We start from the raw sequence: 22,527 nt of genomic DNA on the forward strand, positions 1-22,527 counted from the left end.
ACTGCACCGCTTATGTACGGACTCACCATTCTCGGCAACAATTCGGCTATACCGGCATATGATCGTCATCCAACGGCACAGGCCCTGTACTGGAACGATGAAGTGTTTTTGATAGATTGTGGAGAGGGTACACAAATGCAGCTTACCCAGTACAAAATCCGTCGGGGCAAAATCAACCACATATTTATCAGCCATTTGCATGGCGATCATTATTTCGGGCTCATTGGCATTATTACTTCGTTTGGATTGTTGGGCAGAGAGCAGCCACTGCACATTTATGCTCCTGCCGGTTTGGAGCAAATCATCCGACTCCAGTTACAGGTTGCCGATACTACGCTCCCATTTGATTTGCAGATACATACTATCGAAACTGCCGGCACATTACTTAGCAACAAGCATGTGCGGGTGGACTGTTTTCCGGTAAAGCACCGCATTCCTTGTTTTGGGTTCCGCTTTACGGAGCAAAAAGCACCCCGGACTTTACTTAAGGAAAAAGCTGTGGCCGCAGGCATACCGCAATACTTCTACAACCGCCTGAAGCTGGGTGAAGATTACATCAACAAAAATGGCGAAGTAATACTGAACGAAACAGTAACTACTGCAGCGCCAGCACCATTGAGCTATGCTTATTGCGCCGATACGGTGTACCTGCCAGAAATATGCGTTCATCTGCAACAGGTTACATTGATGTACCACGAAGCCACCTTTCTGCAAGATTTGGAAGAAAGAGCCGCAGTCCGTTTTCACAGCACCAGCAAGCAAGCCGCTATGATGGCTCAGCACTGCCAGCCACAACGATTACTCATCGGTCATTTCAGTAGTAAGTACGAAGACTTGCAGGAATTTGAAAAAGAAGCAAGGGCGGTATTTCCAAAAACAGATTTGGCCATAGAAGGCGTTACTTATTTGCTGCGCCGCCCAACAGAAGCAGGTAGCTAAAAAATGCAGGCAATTGTTTGCGCCAGGCGGCTTCGTTGTGCTGCGCCTCTGGCGAAATAATTTCGACGAATGATCTTGGTTTTCCTTTTTTAGCCAATGTAGCCATGCGTTGCATGTCGGGTACCATGGATTCTCCTTCCATGCCGCCGGCATAGAGGAACAACCGCTTTTTCCGAAAGGCTGATGGTTGCGCATTAGCTGCATTGAACATTTCAGGTGCCGTCCAATATGCAGGAGAAAATATACCTGCACCAGCAAATTGTTGCGGTGCTTGCAGCAAAGCTTGGGTGCTGATGAGCCCGCCCATGCTGCTGCCTGCTATCCAAGTGTTGGATGCTTTTGTACTGGTGCGATAATGTGCATCAATCCAAGGCTTCAATGTATCCGTAATCCATTGCACAAATGCACGTCCGTCTGCCTTGCCAAAACGGGGATGGTCATATGGATTGTATTCATTCAGCCGTAGCGGGCCTGCATGATCAATACCAACTACAATCATTGACTTACCTGTGGCTAGAAAAATGGAATCGAGTACTTCATCCACCTGCCATTCGCCAAAGCTGCCCGTGGTTACATCAAACAGGTTTTGCCCGTCCATCATGTACAGCACCGGATACTTGTTGTTGCCCTGCGTATAATCGGGTGGCAAATACAAACGAATGGTTTTGTTTTCTCCCTTTCGTTGTACAGCAGCAGGCAACACATGCACATTGGCAGAAGCTGTTGAAACAACTGGTTTGCCTGCATGCAAATGCTGAAAGCTTTCAATGCGAATTGTAACGCTTGTGTCTTTCAGTAGTTTTATTACCCGATTGCTGATGCTACTACCATTGCTGTTGCATTCAACTTTTTCCCAGCTACCGAGAGTGCATTTAAACTCTAGCAATGCAGCAGCAGTAGCTTGTATGCGCAGCTTTCCCTGATTATTAAAACGATAGTTACTGTCTTTCGGATTCCAACCATTGAAATTGCCGGCAACAAATATTTGTTCTGCTGAAATGCCCTGCGGCAAATCTTTCAGCGAAAGCAAAAGGGTTTGTGCCCACCCGTTGGTTTGCACAAACCCCATCCAGACCAGTAAGGTCAGTATTGTTTTATTCACTTACAATAAGCTTTTCAGTTTTGCCATGTGTACTGCACTCAGTGGCACCAACGGCAAACGTAGGTTGTTGCTGATGATACCCATTTCACTCAAAAATGCTTTTACACCTGCAGGATTGTTTTCTACAAAACACATATCCATTTTTTCGAGGAGGCTGTTTTGCAAAGGACGTGCTTCTGCAAACTGACCATTGAGGCACATGTGCACCAATTGGCTGAACTGCGCAGGATGACTGTTGGCTATCACACTAATCACACCATCAAAACCACAGGCAATGAGCGGCATGGTTACATGGTCGTCGCCACTAATGAGCAGGAACCCTTCCGGACGATTTTTGATGAGGTGCATGGCTTGCACCATATTGCCACTGGCTTCTTTGGTACCAATTACTTTGCCCGGAAAATCGTTGGCCAACCGGATGGTGGTTTCTGCACTTATGTTGGATGAAGTTCGGCCCGGTACATTGTACAAAATCACCGGCTTAGGCGATGCGTTGGCAATAGCTGCATAATGCTGGTAAATACCTTCCTGAGAAGGCTTGCTGTAATAAGGGCTCACACTCAGTACTGCCGTTACAGCGTCCAATGGCCAGGTGGCCAATTTACGTAACACTTCTTGAGTATTGTTGCCACCAATACCAACCACTACCGGCACACGGCCCGCCACGGTTTTCAAAGTAAAATCGAGTACAGCGAGTTGCTCTTCTTCAGAAAGTGTGGCTACTTCTCCTGTAGTACCAAGTGTTACCAGATAATCGGCTTTGCCACGGAGTGTATATTCAATGAGTCTTTCGAGGGCTGCATAATCTACAGCCATATCTTGCTGGAAAGGTGTAACTAGGGCTACACCCACACCTTTTAATTGTTGCATTTTACTTGTGATTTTTGCTTGTGCTTGACTAAGCAACAGGGTGCACTTCGTAGAAGCCCATGTTGCCGAATTTTTTGATTCGCTGGCTGACCCGCTCTTCTGCGGGCACCTGTTTAAGCTCACGAATCATCGGAAGCAAAGTGTCTTTCAAATATTGGGCAGCCAAATCATAATCCCAGTGAGCACCTCCCACTGGTTCTTTTACTACGCCATCTACCAAGCCAAATTCGAGCATGTGGTCGCTGGTGAGTTTCAATTGTTCGGCAGCAGTTTCCTTTTTCTCCCAGCTGCGCCACAAAATGGAGCTGCAACTTTCGGGACTGATAACAGTGTACCAGGTATTTTCCAACATCAATACTTTGTCACCTACACCAATGCCCATGGCGCCACCACTGGCACCCTCGCCTATCACCACGCAAATAACAGGCACTTTCAGGCGCAGCATTTCATAAATATTGCGGGCAATGGCTTCACCCTGGCCCCGTTCTTCGGCTTCAATGCCTGGAAAAGCTCCAGGTGTGTCGACCAACGTAATGATGGGCTTGTCGAATTTTTCAGCCAGCTTCATCAGGCGCAGCGCTTTGCGATAACCTTCAGGGTTGGCCATACCAAAGTTGCGTTCCTGCCGCATTTTGGTATTGATCCCTTTTGCTGACCAATAATCATCACCGTTTCGCCTTCGAGCTTGGCAAAACCACCAACGATGGCTTTGTCGTCTTTTACATTGCGATCGCCATGCAGCTCCACAAAGTCGGTGGTCATTTTCTGAATATACTTCAGGGTGTATGGCCTGTCCGGATGACGACTCAACTGTACTTTTTGCCAGCTGGTGAGGTTCTCGGTTATTTCTCTTCGCTTATCTACAATGGATTGTTCCAGCTGTGCAATCACAGCGGTATAATCAACGCTCTTATTTTTTTCAGCGTTCTTCTTATTGACTTCGATTTGCTCATACAATTCTTTGATGGGCGTTTCAAAATCGAGGAACTGCCTGTTTGGATACTGGGGCATACTTTGTTTAGTTTACCTACGTATTAGTTTGGGGCGGTAAAATTAAGGGTTGACGTATACAATCAAACAGGCGGATTGAGTAAATCCGCCTGTTTAGGGTAAATGTGTAAAACGATATTGGGAATGAGTTATCTACGACGCAACCAGGATTCGGGGTTTTGAGTGCCCTTGTCCGTGTCAATCTGGAAGCTTACTTCGCCAACGCCTTCATCATTCAGACCGGCACGGCCCAATACTTGCCCCGGACTTACCTTTTGGCCTTTGCTCACCGATACACCCTGCAGGTTGCTGTATGTGGTAAAATATTTACCGTGTTTTACCATCACCACCTGACGATCGCCAACGTTGAAAACAGAATTTACTTCTCCTTCAAACACTGCTTTTACTGGTGAGCCTACGTTTACTTCCATCGTAATACCATCGCTGGGCACTTCAATGGGGCGAGAACCAAAACCGGGAATCATATTGGTGCCATATTTGAGCGTCACCACGCATTTTTCTACCGGCCAAGGCAGGCTTGCCACGGTTTTCTTCAAATTGCTGGGAACGAATCAGTCCTTCGGGGGTGTTTTCCAATACGGATGCATCCCGCTTTTTGATAGGCGTGGTTGCTGTGGGCGTATTGGGTTTAGTACCATTGGCAGGCTTCGATGCAGTTGCATTGGTGTTGCCAGTACCAGCATTGGTATTGTTCTTCGCTGCTTCTGCTTTTTTGCGGGCCGCTTCTTCCCTTTCTTTTCTTAAGGCTTCGTCTTTTTCCCGCTTAATCACAGCTGCAATGGCATTCTGCAGTTGCTTTCTTTCTTTTTCACGGTTGGCCAGCATATTGCGCAGTTGCTTTTCCTGACTGGAATACTGTGCTACCACTTTGTCCTTTTCTTTTTTCTCAATTTCCAGTTCTGCTTTTTGTTTGCCTTCCAAATCGAGGGCTTTGGTTTTTTCGAGACGTTTGCCGGTAAGGCTGGCTATTTTTTCTTCGAGTAATTTTTGTGTTCGTACAATATCACCCGCTTTTTGAGCCCGGTAACTGCGGTATGTTTTTAAATAGGAAACACGTTTCAAAGCATCAGCAAAGCTGCCGGCAGAAAAAAGAAAGTTGAGAAAATCGTAATTACTTCTGTTTTTATAAGCATACACCACACTTTGCGCATACTGGTCTTTCAACGTGGCCAACTCTTGCTTCAGGGTGTCAATTTCACGGTAAGTTTTAATGATATCCTTTTCTACGTAATACACTTCACCCTTGATGTTTTGTATTACCTGATTGCGGATGTTGATCTTTTTTTCAATACCCCGCAACACACCCAGCGACTGCTTCTTGTTTTTTTGCGCTTCAGCCAGGTCTTGTTTTACATCTTCAATTTCTTTCAGCAACTGCTGCGTTTTGCGTTGCAGTTCTTCTTTCGATTGCTGCTGTGCAACCGCCGAAAAACTAACTAACAACAAACAAAATGTGATCATACGTAGCATAGGCTTCAATTTGAAAGGTGTAAGCAAAAAAGTGAAGGATGATGCATTTGAAACGACAGGATGTCGCCAGTATTATTTAGGCGTATAATTTTTAGGAATCGTAAATGGGAATGTTTGTACTTCATCAAAAGTGACTTGCTTGAATTCTAACAGCACGTCCAGCTTCGATTTTTCCGTCACCGTAATTTCCCGCATGTTGCTAAACAAACGGTTTTGTACTTGTGCATAGCCACTGAGTGAAATACCGCATGTACGGTTACGCAGTTGGTCTACATCATCCAGCTTGCTGTGCAAAATGGAGTTGTTGCTGGTATCCACAGTGATGAGATGCTTGAAATATTCGCCAGTACTTAATGCCATCAATGTATTGCCTGTTGTTTTAAATGAATTCACGTTTTGCGGAAAGAAAACCGGATTGCCGATGATAAGATCCTGCAACACGGTAAAATCCACAGGCAGTTTCACTATTTCTTTCAGATATTCTACACTTCTGGCGGCAATGGTTTTTTCCAGCTTGTCCATAACCCATACAGAGTCGGGCCGAACCAAAATGCGGAAACCTTCAATACCCAAAGCACCGGTGATGGAAATCCACATCAGGCTATCTTTTTTGATGCGGATGAAAGCTGTGGCATTGGTATTCTTGCCCTTGCTGTCGTTGAAATCAATCTTGATTTTGCCAAGGAAATAATTGAAATCGATTTTGTTGCTGTGCACTCTGTCGTAAATGGCTTTTTTGATAGCCGCTGAATCTACTTCAGGAGCTTGTTACGGGTATAACGGCTGCAGAGTCTACCTTTTGAATAGCTGTTTGAATTTGCTTGGGTGCCTTGCAAGATGCTATGGCAAACAAACAAGCTACGCAGCCGATGAATATATTGCGAAATGACATATGGTTCAATGGGAGGTTCGTTCGCAAATATGCGGCAATGTGGCAGCACCTTGTGTTAAAAGGTTATTCAGCCTGCGTGGAAAGCCATACTGCCAGCACCCGCTATTGCTTACCGGTATGGCCAAAACCACCTGCGCCGCGGTCAGTTTCGGTCAAGGTTTCTACCGGTTGCCACTGCACCTGAGCTACCGATTGAAATACCAACTGAGCTATGCGGTCGCCGGAATGTATGGTCTGTGGCTCTTGGCTCAGATTGATGAGAATCACCTTTACTTCTCCCCCTATAATCACTGTCGATGGTGCCCGGGGTATTGAGGCAGGTAATGCCCTGCTTGATGGCCAAGCCGCTTCGTGGCCTAACCTGAGCTTCATATCCATCAGGAATTTCGAGATACAAACCTGTGGAAACCAATGCTCTATGGAGAGGTTGTAAAAGTATTGGCTCAGGTATCCAGGCCCGGATATCTAACCCCGCAGCTCCCGGTGTGGCATACGCCGGCAATTCATTGCCCGATTGATTGACGATGCGAACAGCTAACCCGGCCATTAACCCTCCATGTTTCTTTGCAGCAACACAATGGCACTGGCACTCAAGCCTTCACCCCTGCCTATGGCATCCATTGTTTCGGTGGTGGTAGCCTTAATGCTCACATCATCCAAACCAATTTTCAAAATGGAGGCAATCACCAACTGCATGTGGTTGATGTAAGGCTTTACTTTAGGTGCTTCCAGACAGATTGTACTGTCAATGTTCACTACATGATAGCCTTTCTCCCAAATCTTGTCAACGGTTTCCTGCAGCAGCACTTTGCTGTCGATGCCTTTGTACTCAGGAGCGTTGTTGGGAAAGTGTAAACCGATATCACCCAAAGCAAGTGCTCCCAGCATAGCATCACAAATGGCATGCAGCAATACATCTGCATCACTATGTCCCAGAGAGCCTTTTTCGTACGGAATTTTAACACCACCCAGCCACAAATCTCTTCCTTCTACGAGAAGATGAAAATCAACGCCTTGTCCTATTCTTAACATGATCGATTGGTTTAAAAAATGATAGGCGAAAGTACACCCTTCGCCTATCTAAAATGCTGATTCTTTTCAGTTTATGCTATTCTCCAGCCCCGCCAAAATCGAAGGCAAGACTAAAGCGGAGTGTATTGCTCAGCGGATTGCGGTTGGTGCCGCTGCCCGATGGTACGAGGTAAGAAAAATTCAATCCCATAGAGTTGAACTTCAAACCAACGCCTACACTAAAATATTTGCGGTTGCCCTTGTTTTTGTCTTCGTAGAAATAACCACCACGGAAGAAAAACTGATCGGCGTAGCTATATTCTGCCCCCACACTCCAGTTGATTTCTTTGAACTCTTCGCCCATACCATCTGGCGCATCGCTAAAAGATTTAAACCAACTTGAGACTACACTTTGGTTTCTATAATCAATAAGTGCATTTGCCGCTCCGGCACTATCGAGATTGCTTATATCAGGTACAGTAGGCACCAACAGCTTGTTCATGTCCACGCCGAACATGATTTTATTCATTTCGTCGAAAGCTTTGGTATAGGTAAAACCAATACCAAGGTTGGCGGGGATATAGTCTTTTTCGGCAGCATTGTTGGTGTAGCCAATTTTGCCACCCAGGTTGGTAAGTGCTACACCAAATCTAACACCGCTACCAATTTCGTCGGTGCCATCGTAGAAGGCGGTGATATCGCCTGCTACTGTACTACCAGCCTGGTATACAACACCACTGCTCGAAGCATAACCACGTGCAAGGTTACTGTTGATGTAACGCAGCGCTGCACCAGCACTCCAGCGTTCGGTAAGTTTGCGGCTATAGCCGAGGTCCACGGCCAGCTCTGTAGGTTTACCGGTGCTCAGCGGGTTTCCACTGAAATCGGTAAACTGAATATTACCAAGGTTAAAATAGCGAAGTGAACCAGACACCGCCGATTCTTCATCCAGTTTATAATAACCATTCAAAGCCGCCAGAAATACATCGCTAACGCCAATGTCTTTGAGCCAAGGTGTGTAGGTTACAGAAAGGCCGGCCTGGTTTTGTTGAAAAGGCATTTTGGCAATGTTCCAAAAAGTAGAACCGGCATCGGGGGCAGTAGCTACACCCAAATCGCCCATACCGCCGGCACGTGCATCGGGACTGATGCGTAAAAACGGAACAGCAGTAGTAGGAACATTATTTACTTGCAATTGTGCCTGTGCAAACAGGCCGGTAAACAAACCGATGCCCAACAGGGAATGTCGCAGGGATACTCTCATGAAAATGTGTTATTTAATTCAATACTGGCCATTTCAAACCGCCAACAAAGCGGTTCAGTCAAAAAAATCAAAGTGTTGAAATGCGTAAAAGTCAGCCAATAGGCAAGTATGATTTGAGATATTCGAAGGTAAGTAAAAATCTTTCAAAGCTGCACCCAACACAAACGAACAACCACGTTGGATATTCTCTTTACAAACGAAATGATTTGGCAGCACAACATTCGGCCCGATTTATGCAGACCTGTGCATTACCCCAAAAAGTTCAAAAAGTGAAGCCTGTGTGTGAAAGGCTTAACTTTCGGGGATTGTTTTGCTATGCCTGATAAGAAAATAACCTTACAACAAGTGCTTCGGCGCCAATGGACCATTAGTGATATAGCCTGGCTTATCATCAACCTGATGCCGTTGCTTTTCTATATCGCCGGTGCCATTTCGGCTATTCAGGCATTCCTGTTGTATATGGCCGAAACCCTCATGATTGGCATGTACAATACCATCAGGCTGCTGGTTTCATCAGCTCTTCGGGCTGGTGATGGCAGTTCTTTTAAAAAAGGCGATTTAATTGCAGGCATTTTTTTTGCGGCCTTTTTTGTGGTACATTTTGGACTGTTTGCCTACGTTCAGTTTATGATTTTCATGGGTGTTTCAGGCACGTCGGTAGGCATGAGCATGTTCAGTAATTTTACAGCAGCCTGGCAGCTGCTGGGCACCAATGGCCATTTGTTTTTCTACATCAATCTGGGCTTGATATTTCTGCAGGGTGGTATTCAATTTTTGCAAGAGGTAGAATGGAAAACCAAATCGATGTTGCAGATGATGTTTGAGCCCTACCTGCGCATTTTTGTACAGCAATTCACGGTGCTTGCAGGCGCCATGTTTCTGAACTTTGGCCTAAGTGGTGGTTTCCTCGTGATATTTATGCTGGTGAAAATCTTTTTCACCTGCTTTCTTGATTTCAACAAGTTGTTTGCTGAAATGAAACGCACCAGTGGCGACCGCTTTTAACCGTCAATCAACTGGCTTCCCTCCTGCTCATTGGCCAACAGGCGTTTGCATTCGTCGAGCAGTTGTTGCTTATCAATAGCCACCGTACCAACCGATTCACACACCAAACCGCCAGCCAGATTGGCCACAGCTGCCATGAGCGGCGCATTGCCCGTGCAGGCATATACTGCAGATGCCACCGCAATCACCGTATCGCCAGCGCCACTAACATCCGCAATGTTTCGAATGTGTGCCGGCGTAATGCTGGCCTCGTTACCATCCTGCACAAATACACCACGTTCGCTGAGGGTGATGAGTGACACCTGGTGCTGTAATTCGGCTTTCAGTAATGCATGAACTTGCTGCATGCCTTCCAATGTAGGTGTTACATCCAGCAGGTTCAACGCTTCTTTGGCTTCTTTCAAATTGGGCTTGAAAATGCTGACGCCTTTGTAAGCAAAGAAGTTTTTCCGTTTGGGGTCAACGGTAGTGATGATGTTGTTTTGCTGGCAGTATTGCAGCAACGCAGCAATCACTTCCTTCGTCAATACGCCTTTGTTGTAATCTTCAAAAATGACAACCTGCGGTTTGTCTTGCTCAAACTGCTCAATAGTTTTATCAATAAAACGCTGGGCTTTATCAGCAGGCAAATCATCGCTGACCTCGTAATCGAGGCGCAGCAAATGCTGGCTGCGGCTGATGATGCGGATTTTGTTGGTGGTAATACGGTCATCACTTTTCCAAACACCTTCGGTATTGATGCCGCGGTCTTTCATCATGATTTCCAGCAGCAGCCCGTCTTCATCGGTACCGGTCACCGTATGCATCGACACTTTTGCACCGAGACTTATCAGATTCAGTGCCACGTTGCCTGCACCGCCAATCCGGTATTCCTTGCCTTTTACCGCCACCACCGGCACCGGTGCTTCCGGCGAAATGCGGTCAGTGTGGCCAAACCAGTATGTATCAAGCATTACATCGCCCACCACTGCCACATGCAATTTTTCTATCGCTTCAAATACCTGATCGAACATATACCTGATTTGTAGCGCAAAAGTAGGGAACCCAACAACAAGGCCTGTTACAGCATTTGCAACAGGCCTTGAATTTATGCTTCTTCAGCAGTGTCAATAGGTTTGAAACTCTTTCGGGCCCAGTAATACAAAGGAATGCCGATGGCCACAATCACAAATCCTGGACGGGTGTAGCCGGGCTTATAGATGAGCAGCAGGGCACAAAAAGCCAGTCCCATGATGATGTAAATGGCGGGCAACAAAGGGTAGCCGAACGCTTTGTAAGGCCGTGGTGTATCGGGTTGCTTTTTACGCAAAATGAAAATGCCAACAATGGTGAGCACATAAAACAGCACCACTACAAAAGAAATCATATCCAGCAAATCGCCGTAACGGCCGCTGAGGCAAAGCACCGAAGCCAGAGCACATTGTGCCCACAGTGCCCATTGTGGTACTGCATTTTTATTGAGCTGTCCGGCTTGCTTGAAAAACAAACCGTCTTTGGCCATGGTATAATACACCCTAGCCCCTGCCATAATCAATCCGTTGTTGCAGCCAAAAGTGCTGATCATAATAAGGATGGCGACGAGGTAAGTGCCAAATGAAGGAAAGATGCGATTGGCGGCAGCTACGGCTACCCGGTCATCGGCTGCAAAAGCCAGCTCATTCAAAGGCAGCACATACAAATACATCAGGTTGGCACTTACGTATATCACGGTTACGATTAGGGTGCCCAAAAACAAACTCAACCCGATATTGCGTTTCGGGTTTTTCATTTCCCCTGCAATAAACGTGACGTTGTTCCAGCTATCACTACTAAAGATGGAACCCACCATGGCTGTAGCAATGGCGCCCATCAACGCACCACCAGAAATGCCTACCCAGGAAGTCGGCATCAACTTGCCAAGCTCATCTTTCTGACCCAAATCTTGCATGGGGGTAAAACCTGTTTCCCAGTTGGCGGCCCAAAAGTTTTCTTTGGCCAGCACAAAGCCCAACACTACCAACCCAAACAAAGCCAACAGTTTGGCGGTGGTAAAAATGGTTTGTATAAACTTCCCCTCTTTTACACCACGGGAGTTGACATAAGTAAGCAATACAATAATGGCAATGGCCACCAGCTGACCGCTGTACACTTTTACAATTCCGGCGTCAAACAAAAAATAGTTGTTGCCCAACTCCGGAACGAGATAGGCCAAAAACTTAGAAAAAGCCACGCCCACTGCTGCGATGGTGGCCGTTTGTATGACGGCAAAAAAGCTCCAGCCATACAAGAAACCCATGAGTGGATTGTAGGCTTCTTTCAGATATACATACTGCCCGCCAGCCTTGGGAAACATGCCGCTCAATTCGCCATAACTCAATGCGGCGGTTAAGGTCATAAAACCCGTAATGAGCCATACGGCAATGAGCCAACCGGCGCTGCCCACGTTGCGGGTAATGTCGGCACTTACTATAAATATACCGGAGCCGATCATGGAGCCCACCACTATCAGGGTGCCGTCCATCAGGCCCAGCGATTGTTTCAAATGTGTTTGTTCTGCCATGTGTAGTTTGGATAAAGGAGCCAATATAGGTAAAATGCGTGTTGCGTAATCTTCGGTTTACACATTGTTTGTTCTTCCTGATATTCCACTTAAAATTGTAAAAAACCTGTGTACAACATTGTGGCAAGGCATCAATGGCCACTGTGCAGTACAACGTCTAACAAGGTTCAATTACCAATCATAACTCAATGCGTATGCGGAAATCGTTTGTGTGGCTGTGTTGTTTCATAGCCCTTTCAGTTTCGGTGCAGGCCCAGCAAAAAGGCAACTATGCACTGGCCGCCCGTTTCTCTCCCAAAAAAATGGAGAAAATGTTGTTCTCTACTTCGGTAGATCCTCACTGGCTCAAGTCGGGTGACAAGTTTTGGTACATGTACCAAACCACTGCCGGCAAAGTGTGGTACCTGGTAGATGCAGCAAAGGGTACCAAAACCAAACTGTTCGACAATGATAAGATGGCGGCAGATATCACCCGCATTGTGAAAGATCCTTTTGATGGCCAGCACCTGCCCATCGACCGTATCAAATTTGTAAAAAATGAAACGGCTTTTCAGTTTGAAGTAAAGAGTACTGAAGAAGTAGAAAAGAAAGACACGGCAGCCAAAAAAGGGGCCGAGCCAACAAAAGAAAAAAAGACCTACTACTTCGAATACACATTGGCTACAGGTCAGCTCACAGAGTTGAAAGATTTTGAAAAACCAAAAGACCGTGCTCAGTGGGCTTCTATCAGTCCCGATAAAAGCATCGTGTTGTTTTCAAAACTCAACAACCTGTACTGGATGGACAGTGTGAACTACAATAAAGCGCTGAAAAATGAAGACGACAGCACGATTGTAGAATACCAACTGACAAAAGATGGCGAAGAGAATTTTTCATACGGTGGTGGCCGCAATGAAACCAATGTTGAAAAAGAAAAGAACGCCAAAAAACGCAAAAGTGTATTTGTGTATTGGTCGCCCGACTCGAAACGCTTTGCCCTTATGCGTAGCGACGAACGCAAAGTGAAAGACCTGTGGGTCATCAACAGTGTAGCAGAACCACGCCCAACGTTGGAAACCTACAAATACCAAATGCCGGGTGAAAAAGAAGCCCCTGAACGTTACCTCTACATTTTTGATGCCAGCAGCAAAACCAGCAAAATAGTAAACACGGCTGCATTCAAAAATCAGGAGATTGGCATGTGGAGTGCACCCATGGCAGAAAGCAGCCGCGACGATGATTTTCGCAGTAATATCTGGCATGGTACCAATACGCATTTTTACATGAGCCGCACCAGCCGCGACCTGCACAAGATTGACATTTGCAAAGTGGATGCAACCACCGGCGCCGTAACCACATTGATTGAGGAACGCCTGAATACGTATGTAGAAATTCGCCGTCCTGCCCTCATCAACGGAGGTAAAGAGATTGTACACTGGAGCGAAAGAGACGGCTGGGGTCATTTCTATTTGTATGATGACAAAGGCACCATGATACGCCAAATCACCAGCGGTCCCTGGCATACAGAAGACATTGAAGGCATTGACGAAGTGGGTCGTGTGATGTATTTCACAGCCAATGCCCGTGAAGCCAATGAAGATCCTTACTACAACCACTTGTATCGCATCAACCTCGATGGCAGCAATCTGAAATTGCTGAACCCCGGCGACTTCGACCATCAGGTAAGTGGCAACGACAACAAGCGTTTCTTTGTCAACAACTTTTCCCGTGTCAATACCATTCCCGTTTCTACCCTGCTCGACAATACCGGCCGTGTGGTGATGCAACTGGAACAGGCCGACTTCAGTTCTTTGTTTGCTGCAGGTTACAAATTTCCTGAGCCTTTCAAAGTAAAAGCCGATGATGGCATCACCGATTTGTATGGCGTGATGTACAAGCCTTTCGATTTTGATTCCACCAAGAGATATCCGCTGATTGAATACGTGTATCCAGGTCCGCAAACTGAAGCTGTGAACAAAGCATTTGGCCGTGGCCTCGACCGTACCGACCGTTTGGCACAATTTGGTTTTGTAGTGGTAACCATTGGCAACCGTGGCGGCCATCCCAACCGCAGCAAGTGGTACCACAACTTTGGCTATGGTAATCTTCGCGACTATGGTTTGGCCGACAAAAAAGCGGCAGCAGAGCAACTCGCAGACCGTTATTCATTCATCGACATCAATCGTGTAGGCATTCACGGCCACAGCGGTGGTGGTTTTATGAGTACCGCTGCCATGCTGGTGTACCCTGATTTCTTTAAGGTAGCAGTAAGCAGTGCCGGCAACCACGAAAACAATATCTACAACCGCTGGTGGAGTGAAAAACACCATGGGGTGAAAGAAGTGATTTCTGCCAAAGGCGATACCAGCTTTGTGTACAGCATTGAAAAGAATCCGGAGCTGGCCAAAAACCTGAAAGGTCATTTGATGCTGAGCCATGGCGATATTGACAACAACGTGCATCCGGGCAACTCTATCCGCATGGCCAATGCACTCATCAAAGCCAACAAGCGTTTTGAATTTGTGTTGCTGCCTGGCCAACGCCACGGTTATGGAGATATGACTGAATATTTCTTCTGGAAAATGGGCGACTATTTCTGTGCTCATTTACTGGGTGATACCAACCCACCAGTTGATATCATTGAAATGACAAAAGAGCAAGAACAAAGCGGCAATAAGCGTCGCAACTAAACAAGAAAGGTAAAACAGGCCTGCCTCCAAATTCCCATTACCCGAAGTAGTAAATGGTTTAACTTTAAATCACGAACCTTAGGATATGAAAAGCGGAATCGTTTGGGTGGTAGGCCTGTTGTTTTGGGCAAATGCAGTGTTGGCACAAGCCGATCCTGCAGCATTAGCAGTAGGCAGCAAGGCACCGTCCTTTTCTGCAAAAGACCAACATGGTCGCACCGTATCGCTGGAGCAATTGCAAGCAAAAGGCCCTGTGATTGTTATCTTTTACCGAGGCTATTGGTGCCCGTTTTGCAACCGGCAGCTCAAACAACTACAAGACTCATTGCCACTGCTGAAAAAACGCAATGCGCAGGTAGTGGCCATCAGTCCGGAGTCGGCTATTTATGTCAACAATACCATTGACAAAACCGAAGCCAGTTTTCCCATTTTGTCGGATGTAGATAACAGTATTATGCAGCGGTACAAAGTGCTGTATGATGTAGATGCCAACACCGTCAGCCGGTTGAAGGCCATTGGCGTAGACCTGAATGCTGTGAATGCTTCCAATGATGCGGTACTGCCCGTGCCTGCCGTGTATATCATCAACCAAAAAGGCATTATTACCTACGCTTTTTTTGACAGCAACTACCGCAACAGGCCCAGTGTAAAAACACTCTTGGAAAAACTGTAAACAGCATTTCCTTTTTTCGGCAGCACAAAATACAATTGGGTTGCGCATTCCTACCGATATTTGGCCGGGTCTGTCATTGGCCGACCGTCACGCACCAATTATGTATCAACTAGGCGATTATCTGCGCAGAGGCAGCAAGTTTGTCAACAATCAGTTTTTTCCATCCCACAAAAAACTGAGCACACTCATGATATATGCTACCGATGTGTGCGACAGCGCCTGCAAGCATTGCCTTATCTGGGCCAAGCGTCCGGTAAACTACCTGAGTAAAGAAAAAATATTTGAAGTGATGCAGAGCAAATGCATCACCAAACATACCTCCGTTGGTTTGGAAGGCGGCGAGTTTATGCTGCATCCCGATGCCATGGAGATTATGCAATGGTTTCATCAGCATCATCCCAATTTCGATTTGCTGAGCAACTGCCTCAAACCCGATGGTGTGATTGAAGCCGTGAAAAAACATCCACCACGCAGATTGTTTATTTCGTTGGATGGCAATGAAGAAACCTACCTGCACATGCGGGGCAAACCCGGCTACCAGAGTGTATTGAAAGTAATTGAAGCCGTACACAAGCAACTGCCCGTGTCGGTAATGTTTACACTCAGTCCGTACAACAACTTCGACGACATGCAACACGTAGCCGAAGTGTGTAAGCATTATGGCATCGACATGCGGGTGGGTATTTACAACGACATCGCCTTTTTTGACACCGTAGACAAAGCCCATGATTTAGAGCCCGGACAAGTAAAGAACCAACAGCCGTTGGATTTTAGAACGGTGCAACAACTAAAGAGTGAAGGCAAGGTTGAAACCATTAAAAAAGTAAAAGCGGCCGAACGCAGTGGTGATATTCAAACACCCAAGCATGATACCAGCCGCAGCTTTCAAAACTTTGTGCCCAACATTCCTGAAATCATCAAAGAGTTTTCGGAGAATTATGATTTCATGGTGCTGTACAATGAATGGCGCCAAAACAATGTGAAGCTGAAATGCTACAGCATATTAGACAGCCTCGTGATTTTGCCGAATGGCGAAGTGCCCATTTGCCAGAACCTCGACCTGATGTTAGGTAATGTGCATGAACAAAGTCTGGATGCCATTTTCAACGGCCCTACAGCTATTGCGCAGCAAAAGCATTTTGTACACAACTGCAATCAGTGCTGGCTCAATTTTCATCGGAAATACGATGTGATTTTGTACCGCTCATTCGAAAAATACTTTGGTCGAAACATTACCCAAAAACTATTTGGCTACTACCAGTGGTGTGCTGAAGCCGAAAAAAGCTACGCCGATCTGATAAAGCCTTAGTAGCATTGCAACACTAAGTTTTTGCCATGCAACGCTGGGATCAATTACCTGCCAAAAAAACATTGCTGTTGCTCTGGGCCCTTGTGGGACTGGTAGTAGTGGCATTGTACGCCCCTTTTGGTTTGTATTATCTCAACGATGATTTCATACACATACCATTGAGTGAGCAGGCCGTGTTTGGTCAGCGGCATTCTATAAGGGTCATGAACGATTTTAGTTTGTACCTCGATAGTTTACTCTATGGCAAAAATGCTGTCGGTTACCACTTTACCAATTTGCTGTTGCATCTCGCCAATACTGTTTTGCTGTTTTTTACCAGCAAAAAAATACTGGGGCTGATGAAGCTACCCAACAGCTCTTTAGTAGCACATGCCACCTGTTTCTTTTTTATCCTCTACCCTTTTCACAGCGAGTCTGTTTTTTGGTTAATCGGTCGTACCGGCGCCTTATCTACTTTATGGATGCAACTGGCGTTGCTGGCACAAATGCGAAGATCGTTTTGGTGGCAAATGCTGGGCTGCTTGTTGTACTTAGCCGGATTATTTACCTACGAGTCGGTTTTAGTATATTCTGTGTTGCTGGGCGCAATTTGGTTGTATAGAAAACAACAGAAAGCAAATGATGCCAGCCATTGGCTCCAGCAAATGCTGATGGCTGCTGCTGCCACCATAGCCTACATACTTATTCGTGTAGTAATGCTTGGTGGCGTTACTGACCATTACGAATCGGGCAGCTTGCTTACTGGCCAACTCAGTACCCTGTTCAGTAATTACGCGGCGTTGCTGTTACGCCTCTTTGTTCCTCCATTTGTGAGCAATACCTGGCTGCTGATTACTGCCGTCATCATACTCTTGCCGATATTGATACTCGTAGTTTATCATCGGAAACAATGGGCCGGAAACCTTTGGAAATTTTTCTTGCTGAAACTGGTGCTGCTGGCCAGCTTGCTGCCTTACATTTCGTTGGGTATTGACACACATGGTGTAGAATCTGAGCGATACCTGTATTTGCCGTCATTGTTGTTGGCTTTACTGGCAGCACAAGTTTTGCGCTGGTGCAACATGCAGCAGCGTTGGTTACTCAGTGGCATTTATGCAGTATTTGCTTTTGCATTCCTGCTGCAGAGTTCATTGAGTTTCCGCAGGGCAAGTGCAGTAGCCGAAACTGTAGTCGCCACTACCAATACATTTGTGCAACCACAACACCGGTTCATTTATTACTTCAATATGCCGGGCGAACACAAGGGTGTTGTTTTGTTGAGAACAGGTTTGCCCGAAGCCGTAGCATGGCTGGTGCCCGCAGCTGCTGGCAAAACCGTCTATTCCATTGCACCGGATATGAAACCGTTTTTACAAATACCCAAATTGGAAAAAACTACGCTGGTTTCTAAGGCGCAGTTTGTACAATTGCTGCAAGTGCCCGATAGTGTTCAGCTTAAGCAAAGTCTGCTCATCGCTTATCAAAACGGCCGCTTGCTGGTGGCTCAGTGATGCTTCATTTGACGAAGTCCTTCTTCAAAAGAAATAATGTCGGCATAGCCCAACTCACAGGCAATCTTTTGCGTATTCAATGTGCAACTCCGTGAAAAACTCACCGCAGCCATGCGGGTTATTGGTGGTGCCTTTTTTATGCCGAAGCATTTCCAAACTGGTTCAATGCAATCAGCCATCAGGCGGGCCATCCATCCGGGAATGGATGTATCGGGTAAACGCAATTGCTGTGTGGCCAGTTGTTGCTGCCAAAAATCGTAAAGAGTGTGAGGTTGTTTGTCAGCTACATGATACACTTGTCCGGCAGCGGCTGGATGCTGTGCGGCCAATTCGATGGCGGCAGCCAAATTCAATACATGCGTTACACTGGTTTGAACCCGGCCCTTGTTCAACCATAAAAACCGACCAGTCTCGGCAGCTTGCTGCATGCTTTTATACAATGGGTTTTGCGTATTACCCCAAATCATACGTGGCCGTAAAATGACGATTTCTATTTGGCTATGATACGATTGAAGCAAGACCTCGGCTTCTCGTTTACTTTTTGCATAGGCGTAAGATGCGTTACCCAAAGGCGTTTCCTCAGTGGCATTACAAATATCAGCATCATTCAGCAGCACCATATCGGTACTGATGTGTAGGAAACGCTGGGCCCCAATAGCCATGGCTTTTTCTATGGCGGCTTTCGTTCCCTGTACATTTACTTTTTCATATTCGGCGTAAGGCGCCCATTTGCCCAAGAGTGCCGCACAATGCAGCACAACGTCTACATGTGGAATCGTTGTTTCAGCCAAGGTTTCCAAAGTGCCCAACACGGGCTGAATACCTGTAGCCTGTAAACGTTTCGCCTGAGTATCGTTACGGCAAAGTCCTATCACAGTATGGCCTTGCTGCAGCAAATATTGAGCTGTAGCAAAACCTGTAAAACCGGCAGCACCTGTAATGAAAAACTGCATGCGATGAAAATACGATTAAAGCAATGTCATGCATTGTTGCAAAGACGCTTTCCACTCCGGTATGGCACAGCCGTAAGTTGTTTGAATTTTATTACAGTTGAGTACACTCCATTCAGGCCGCTTGGCTGGTGTTGGAAATTCTGCAGTGGTAATGGCATTTACCTTGCAGTTCAATCCCGATATCTCTCGAATGGCCACAGCAAAATCGTACCAACTGATAATACCGCTGTTGCTGTAATGAAAAATGCCGGGAACAAATTTTGGATGCTGACAAATACTGAGCAGTGCATTTGCTAAATCAATGGCATAAGTAGGCGAACCCAACTGATCATTGACAACACCAATTGATTCTTTTTCTTTCATCAATCGCAACATGGTTTTTACAAAATTGGCACCATGCCTGCTGTACACCCACGATGTTCTTACAATGACAGCACCATCAGCATAAAGTTGTTGTATCAACTGCTCTCCTATCAATTTGCTTTTGCCATACGCCCCAACCGGATGCACAGCATCTGTTTCTACATAAGGTTGTGTGGCAGTGCCATCAAACACATAATCAGTGGATACATGAATCAGTTTGGCAGCAATATCTTTACACACTTTTGCCAAATGGCCTACAGCTTCGCCATTGATTAAATCAGCAGCCTGCGTTTCTTGTTCGGCCTTGTCTACTGCTGTGTAGGCAGCTGCATTAATAACCCAATCAGGTTTTAGTGCCTGCAACACCTGCGATACCATGCCAAACTGCTGCAGGTCGCAATGTTCTCTGCCTAAAAAAATGCACTGCAATGCAGGAAAATTCGATGCTACATCTTGCATGCATTTACCCAACTGTCCATTGGCACCGGTTACAACAATCTTCATGTTTGCTGATTTGCTCAAAAGTAAATGGGTTTTTCAAACCACTGCAGTTTGAAAAACCCATTGTATTGTTTTGCGAAAAAAATTACTTGCTGGTAAATTCTTTCGGCTGCTTGTGCCATTCCGATTCGGGCAGAGCTTTGAAGTAGTCGTAAGTCTTTTTCAACCCTTCGGCACGGTCTACTTTTGGTTCCCAACCCAAAATGGTTTTGGCCTTGGTAATGTCCGGCTTACGTTGCTTCGGATCATCAGCCGGCAATGGCTTGTATACAATTTTTTGATTGCTGCCAGTCAACTTGATAACTTCTTCTGCAAAATCTTTCAACGAAATTTCACTGGGGTTACCAATATTGACGGGGTAGGCATAATCGCTGAGCAACAAGCGGTAAATACCATCCACCAAATCACTCACGTAGCAGAAACTGCGTGTTTGGCTACCATCACCAAAAACGGTCAAATCTTCACCACGCAATGCCTGACCAATGAAGGCGGGCAATGCACGACCATCATTGAGTCGCATTCTCGGACCATAAGTGTTGAAGATGCGAATGATGCGGGTTTCAACGCCATGGTATGTATGATAGGCCATGGTGATGCTTTCGAGATAACGCTTGGCTTCGTCGTACACACCACGAGGACCTACGGGATTTACATTGCCCCAGTATTCTTCGGTTTGTGGATGCACCAATGGATCGCCATATACTTCGCTGGTAGACGCCACCAAAATGCGGGCCTTTTTTGCCTTCGCCAATCCAAGACAGTTATGCGTTCCCATGGCACCCACTTTCAGGGTTTGGATGGGAATTTTCAAATAGTCGATGGGGCTGGCGGGAGAAGCAAAATGAAGGATATAATCCAGCTCACCCGGAATGTGGATGAACTTGGTAACATCGTGATGATAGAATTCAAATTCTGGCTTTGGAAAAAGGTGCTCAATGTTGCGCAAATCACCTGTAATCAGGTTGTCCATGGCGATCACATGATAGCCTTCAGCTATAAAACGATCGCAGAGGTGTGAGCCCAAAAAGCCAGCAGCACCGGTGATGAGGATTCTTTTCTTTCGGGTAGTTGATTCCATGGTGGCGTTCATTAATTGTTGGGCTGTACAGTTTTGCGACCAATGCTGAAATAATAATAACCGAGTTTGTTCATCAAATCTGTATCAAACAAATTGCGGCCATCAAAAATGGTTCTGCGCTTCAGCGAAGCAGAAATTTTAGTAAAGTCTGGCGTACGGAATTCGTTCCATTCTGTAGCAATAATCAATGCATCGGCATCAGCCAGCGTTTCGTATTGCGATTCTGCAAACTTGATGCTATCACCAAGCAATGCTTTCACATTGGGCATGGCTTCGGGGTCAAATGCAGTAACGGTTGCGCCTGCGGCCAACAATTCTTTGATAATGTACAAAGCCGGTGCTTCACGAATGTCATCGGTGTTTGGTTTAAAGGCCAAACCCCAGATGGCAAAGTGTTTACCAGTCAGGTCATTATTGAAATAGTCTTTGATTTTTGGAATGATGTACGTTTTCTGCGCTTCATTCACTTCCATTACACTTTTCAATATGCGGAAGTCATAGTTTACTTCAGCTGCAGATTTGGCCAATGCCTGTACATCTTTGGGGAAACAGCTGCCGCCGTAACCGATGCCCGGAAACAGGAATCGCTTACCAATGCGTTCGTCACTACCTACACCTTTGCGAACCATGTCTACATCGGCACCGAGCAGTTCGCACATGCGGGCTATCTCGTTCATGAAAGTGATTTTGGTAGCCAGGAATGCGTTGGCAGCATACTTGGTGAGCTCAGCACTTTTTTCATCCATGTAAATAACGGGGTTGCCACTGCGTACAAAAGGTGCATACAACTCTCCCATTACCGAACGGGCTTTGGCACTATCGGTACCAATCACTACACGGTCGGGTTTCATGAAGTCTTCAACGGCTACACCTTCCCGCAAAAATTCGGGGTTGCTCACTACGTCGAAATCTTCACCGGGTACCAGTGCATTGTTGCTGCCTTTCAGTATGCCTGCTATTACTTTATCAGCAGTACCTACAGGTACAGTGCTTTTGTCTACAATTACTTTGTAGTCGCCTTTTTTCATAATGGTGCCGAGCTTGTGGGCTACACCCAACACATAGCTCAGGTCGGCGCTGCCGTCTTCGCCGGGAGGCGTTGGCAAAGCCAGGAAAATGATTTCGGCATCTGCTATGCCTTCTTCCAATTGTGTGGTAAACAGGAGTCGGCCTTCTTTTACGTTGCGTTCAAAAAGTTTTTCCAAACCGGGTTCGTAAATGGTTACGGTGCCGCCTTTGAGCTTGGCAATTTTGCGTTCGTCAATATCAACGCAAGTGACACGGTTTCCGGTTTCTGCAAAACATGTTCCTGTTACAAGGCCTACGTAGCCTGTTCCAATAACTGCGATCTTCATGTAGTGGAATGTTTGGTGTTGGTTAAGATGGGT

The 22,527-nt window shown here is 46.2% G+C and carries 20 protein-coding genes and 2 pseudogenes; 6 read left to right on the forward strand and 16 right to left on the reverse strand.

Annotated elements, in window-relative coordinates:
• The first annotated feature begins 12 nt into the window (after window positions 1-12).
• Window positions 13-939, forward strand: a complete 927-nt coding sequence (locus GLV81_RS09180; RefSeq protein ID WP_157478604.1) for a ribonuclease Z — start codon at window positions 13-15, stop codon at window positions 937-939.
• Here the strand turns inward: GLV81_RS09180 and GLV81_RS09185 are convergent.
• From GLV81_RS09185 to porV, 10 genes and pseudogenes are all read right to left on the reverse strand, one after another.
• Entirely contained in the window at window positions 899-2,041 is a 1,143-nt protein-coding gene (locus tag GLV81_RS09185) for an alpha/beta hydrolase (RefSeq protein WP_157478605.1), read from the reverse strand. The two genes, GLV81_RS09180 and GLV81_RS09185, sit on opposite strands and share 41 nt — an antisense overlap.
• Window positions 2,042-2,911, reverse strand: coding sequence for a 4-hydroxy-tetrahydrodipicolinate synthase (dapA, locus tag GLV81_RS09190; RefSeq protein WP_157478606.1), 870 nt, complete (start codon window positions 2,909-2,911; stop codon window positions 2,042-2,044).
• 28 nt (window positions 2,912-2,939) lie between these two features.
• A pseudogene (locus GLV81_RS21720) lies at window positions 2,940-3,922 on the reverse strand (acetyl-CoA carboxylase carboxyltransferase subunit alpha).
• Between the two features lie 128 nt (window positions 3,923-4,050).
• The gene (locus GLV81_RS09200; RefSeq protein WP_157478607.1) at window positions 4,051-4,386 is read right to left on the reverse strand and encodes a murein hydrolase activator EnvC family protein; all 336 of its coding nucleotides are present in this window, start codon (window positions 4,384-4,386) and stop codon (window positions 4,051-4,053) included.
• Window positions 4,355-5,392: a murein hydrolase activator EnvC family protein gene (locus tag GLV81_RS09205; protein WP_157478608.1), complete on the reverse strand. Its 1,038-nt coding sequence runs from the start codon at window positions 5,390-5,392 to the stop codon at window positions 4,355-4,357. The genes GLV81_RS09200 and GLV81_RS09205 overlap by 32 nt, the downstream gene beginning before the upstream one ends.
• A 72-nt stretch (window positions 5,393-5,464) precedes the next feature.
• Window positions 5,465-6,133 (reverse strand): lipoprotein insertase outer membrane protein LolB1, encoded by a 669-nt coding sequence (gene lolB1, locus GLV81_RS09210; RefSeq protein ID WP_157478609.1) that lies wholly within the window; start codon window positions 6,131-6,133, stop codon window positions 5,465-5,467.
• A gap of 253 nt (window positions 6,134-6,386) precedes the next feature.
• Window positions 6,387-6,662, reverse strand: coding sequence for a dUTP diphosphatase (locus tag GLV81_RS20240; RefSeq protein ID WP_343030624.1), 276 nt, complete (start codon window positions 6,660-6,662; stop codon window positions 6,387-6,389).
• Window positions 6,619-6,831: pseudogene (locus GLV81_RS20245) on the reverse strand (dCTP deaminase/dUTPase family protein); the annotation flags it as partial. The gene GLV81_RS20240 and the pseudogene GLV81_RS20245, both read right to left, overlap by 44 nt.
• Window positions 6,831-7,316: a 2-C-methyl-D-erythritol 2,4-cyclodiphosphate synthase gene (ispF, locus tag GLV81_RS09220; protein ID WP_157478610.1), complete on the reverse strand. Its 486-nt coding sequence runs from the start codon at window positions 7,314-7,316 to the stop codon at window positions 6,831-6,833. The pseudogene GLV81_RS20245 and the gene ispF, both read right to left, overlap by 1 nt.
• Before the next feature lie 76 nt (window positions 7,317-7,392).
• On the reverse strand, window positions 7,393-8,559 hold the full coding sequence (porV, locus tag GLV81_RS09225) for a type IX secretion system outer membrane channel protein PorV (RefSeq protein WP_157478611.1): 1,167 nt from the start codon (window positions 8,557-8,559) through the stop codon (window positions 7,393-7,395).
• Window positions 8,560-8,874: 315 nt separating this feature from the next.
• Here porV and GLV81_RS09230 point away from each other — a divergent pair, with 315 nt between their 5' ends.
• Window positions 8,875-9,564: a DUF6498-containing protein gene (locus tag GLV81_RS09230; protein ID WP_157478612.1), complete on the forward strand. Its 690-nt coding sequence runs from the start codon at window positions 8,875-8,877 to the stop codon at window positions 9,562-9,564.
• Here the strand turns inward: GLV81_RS09230 and GLV81_RS09235 are convergent.
• Both GLV81_RS09235 and GLV81_RS09240 read right to left on the reverse strand, forming a co-directional pair.
• Window positions 9,561-10,577, reverse strand: a complete 1,017-nt coding sequence (locus tag GLV81_RS09235; RefSeq protein WP_157478613.1) for a bifunctional heptose 7-phosphate kinase/heptose 1-phosphate adenyltransferase — start codon at window positions 10,575-10,577, stop codon at window positions 9,561-9,563. The two genes, GLV81_RS09230 and GLV81_RS09235, sit on opposite strands and share 4 nt — an antisense overlap.
• A 74-nt stretch (window positions 10,578-10,651) precedes the next feature.
• On the reverse strand, window positions 10,652-12,103 hold the full coding sequence (locus GLV81_RS09240) for an APC family permease (RefSeq protein WP_157478614.1): 1,452 nt from the start codon (window positions 12,101-12,103) through the stop codon (window positions 10,652-10,654).
• Window positions 12,104-12,297: 194 nt separating this feature from the next.
• Between GLV81_RS09240 and GLV81_RS09245 the strand changes: the two genes are divergently transcribed.
• The 4 genes from GLV81_RS09245 (at window position 12,298) to GLV81_RS09260 (ending at window position 18,244) form a co-directional block, all read left to right on the forward strand.
• Window positions 12,298-14,772 (forward strand): S9 family peptidase, encoded by a 2,475-nt coding sequence (locus tag GLV81_RS09245; RefSeq protein ID WP_157478615.1) that lies wholly within the window; start codon window positions 12,298-12,300, stop codon window positions 14,770-14,772.
• Window positions 14,773-14,857: 85 nt separating this feature from the next.
• Window positions 14,858-15,445: a peroxiredoxin-like family protein gene (locus GLV81_RS09250; protein WP_157478616.1), complete on the forward strand. Its 588-nt coding sequence runs from the start codon at window positions 14,858-14,860 to the stop codon at window positions 15,443-15,445.
• A gap of 40 nt (window positions 15,446-15,485) precedes the next feature.
• Entirely contained in the window at window positions 15,486-16,754 is a 1,269-nt protein-coding gene (locus tag GLV81_RS09255) for a radical SAM/SPASM domain-containing protein (RefSeq protein ID WP_246186352.1), read from the forward strand.
• 26 nt (window positions 16,755-16,780) lie between these two features.
• Window positions 16,781-18,244, forward strand: coding sequence for a hypothetical protein (locus GLV81_RS09260; RefSeq protein ID WP_157478617.1), 1,464 nt, complete (start codon window positions 16,781-16,783; stop codon window positions 18,242-18,244).
• On the opposite strand, the gene GLV81_RS09265 is transcribed toward GLV81_RS09260, so the two are convergent.
• The 4 genes from GLV81_RS09265 to GLV81_RS09280 all read right to left on the reverse strand — a co-directional run bounded on the left by GLV81_RS09265 (window position 18,238) and on the right by GLV81_RS09280 (window position 22,494).
• Entirely contained in the window at window positions 18,238-19,197 is a 960-nt protein-coding gene (locus GLV81_RS09265) for an NAD-dependent epimerase/dehydratase family protein (RefSeq protein WP_157478618.1), read from the reverse strand. The two genes, GLV81_RS09260 and GLV81_RS09265, sit on opposite strands and share 7 nt — an antisense overlap.
• A gap of 15 nt (window positions 19,198-19,212) precedes the next feature.
• A complete protein-coding gene (rfbD, locus tag GLV81_RS09270; protein ID WP_157478619.1) occupies window positions 19,213-20,064 on the reverse strand; it encodes a dTDP-4-dehydrorhamnose reductase in 852 nt (283 codons plus the stop codon).
• A gap of 82 nt (window positions 20,065-20,146) precedes the next feature.
• A complete protein-coding gene (locus GLV81_RS09275) occupies window positions 20,147-21,151 on the reverse strand; it encodes a UDP-glucuronic acid decarboxylase family protein (RefSeq protein WP_246186353.1) in 1,005 nt (334 codons plus the stop codon).
• A complete protein-coding gene (locus GLV81_RS09280) occupies window positions 21,151-22,494 on the reverse strand; it encodes a UDP-glucose dehydrogenase family protein (RefSeq protein ID WP_157478620.1) in 1,344 nt (447 codons plus the stop codon). The genes GLV81_RS09275 and GLV81_RS09280 overlap by 1 nt, the downstream gene beginning before the upstream one ends.
• Window positions 22,495-22,527: the final 33 nt, after the last annotated feature.

It is taken from the genome of Phnomibacter ginsenosidimutans (assembly GCF_009740285.1).
Taxonomy (GTDB): Bacteria; Bacteroidota; Bacteroidia; order Chitinophagales; family Chitinophagaceae; genus Phnomibacter; species Phnomibacter ginsenosidimutans.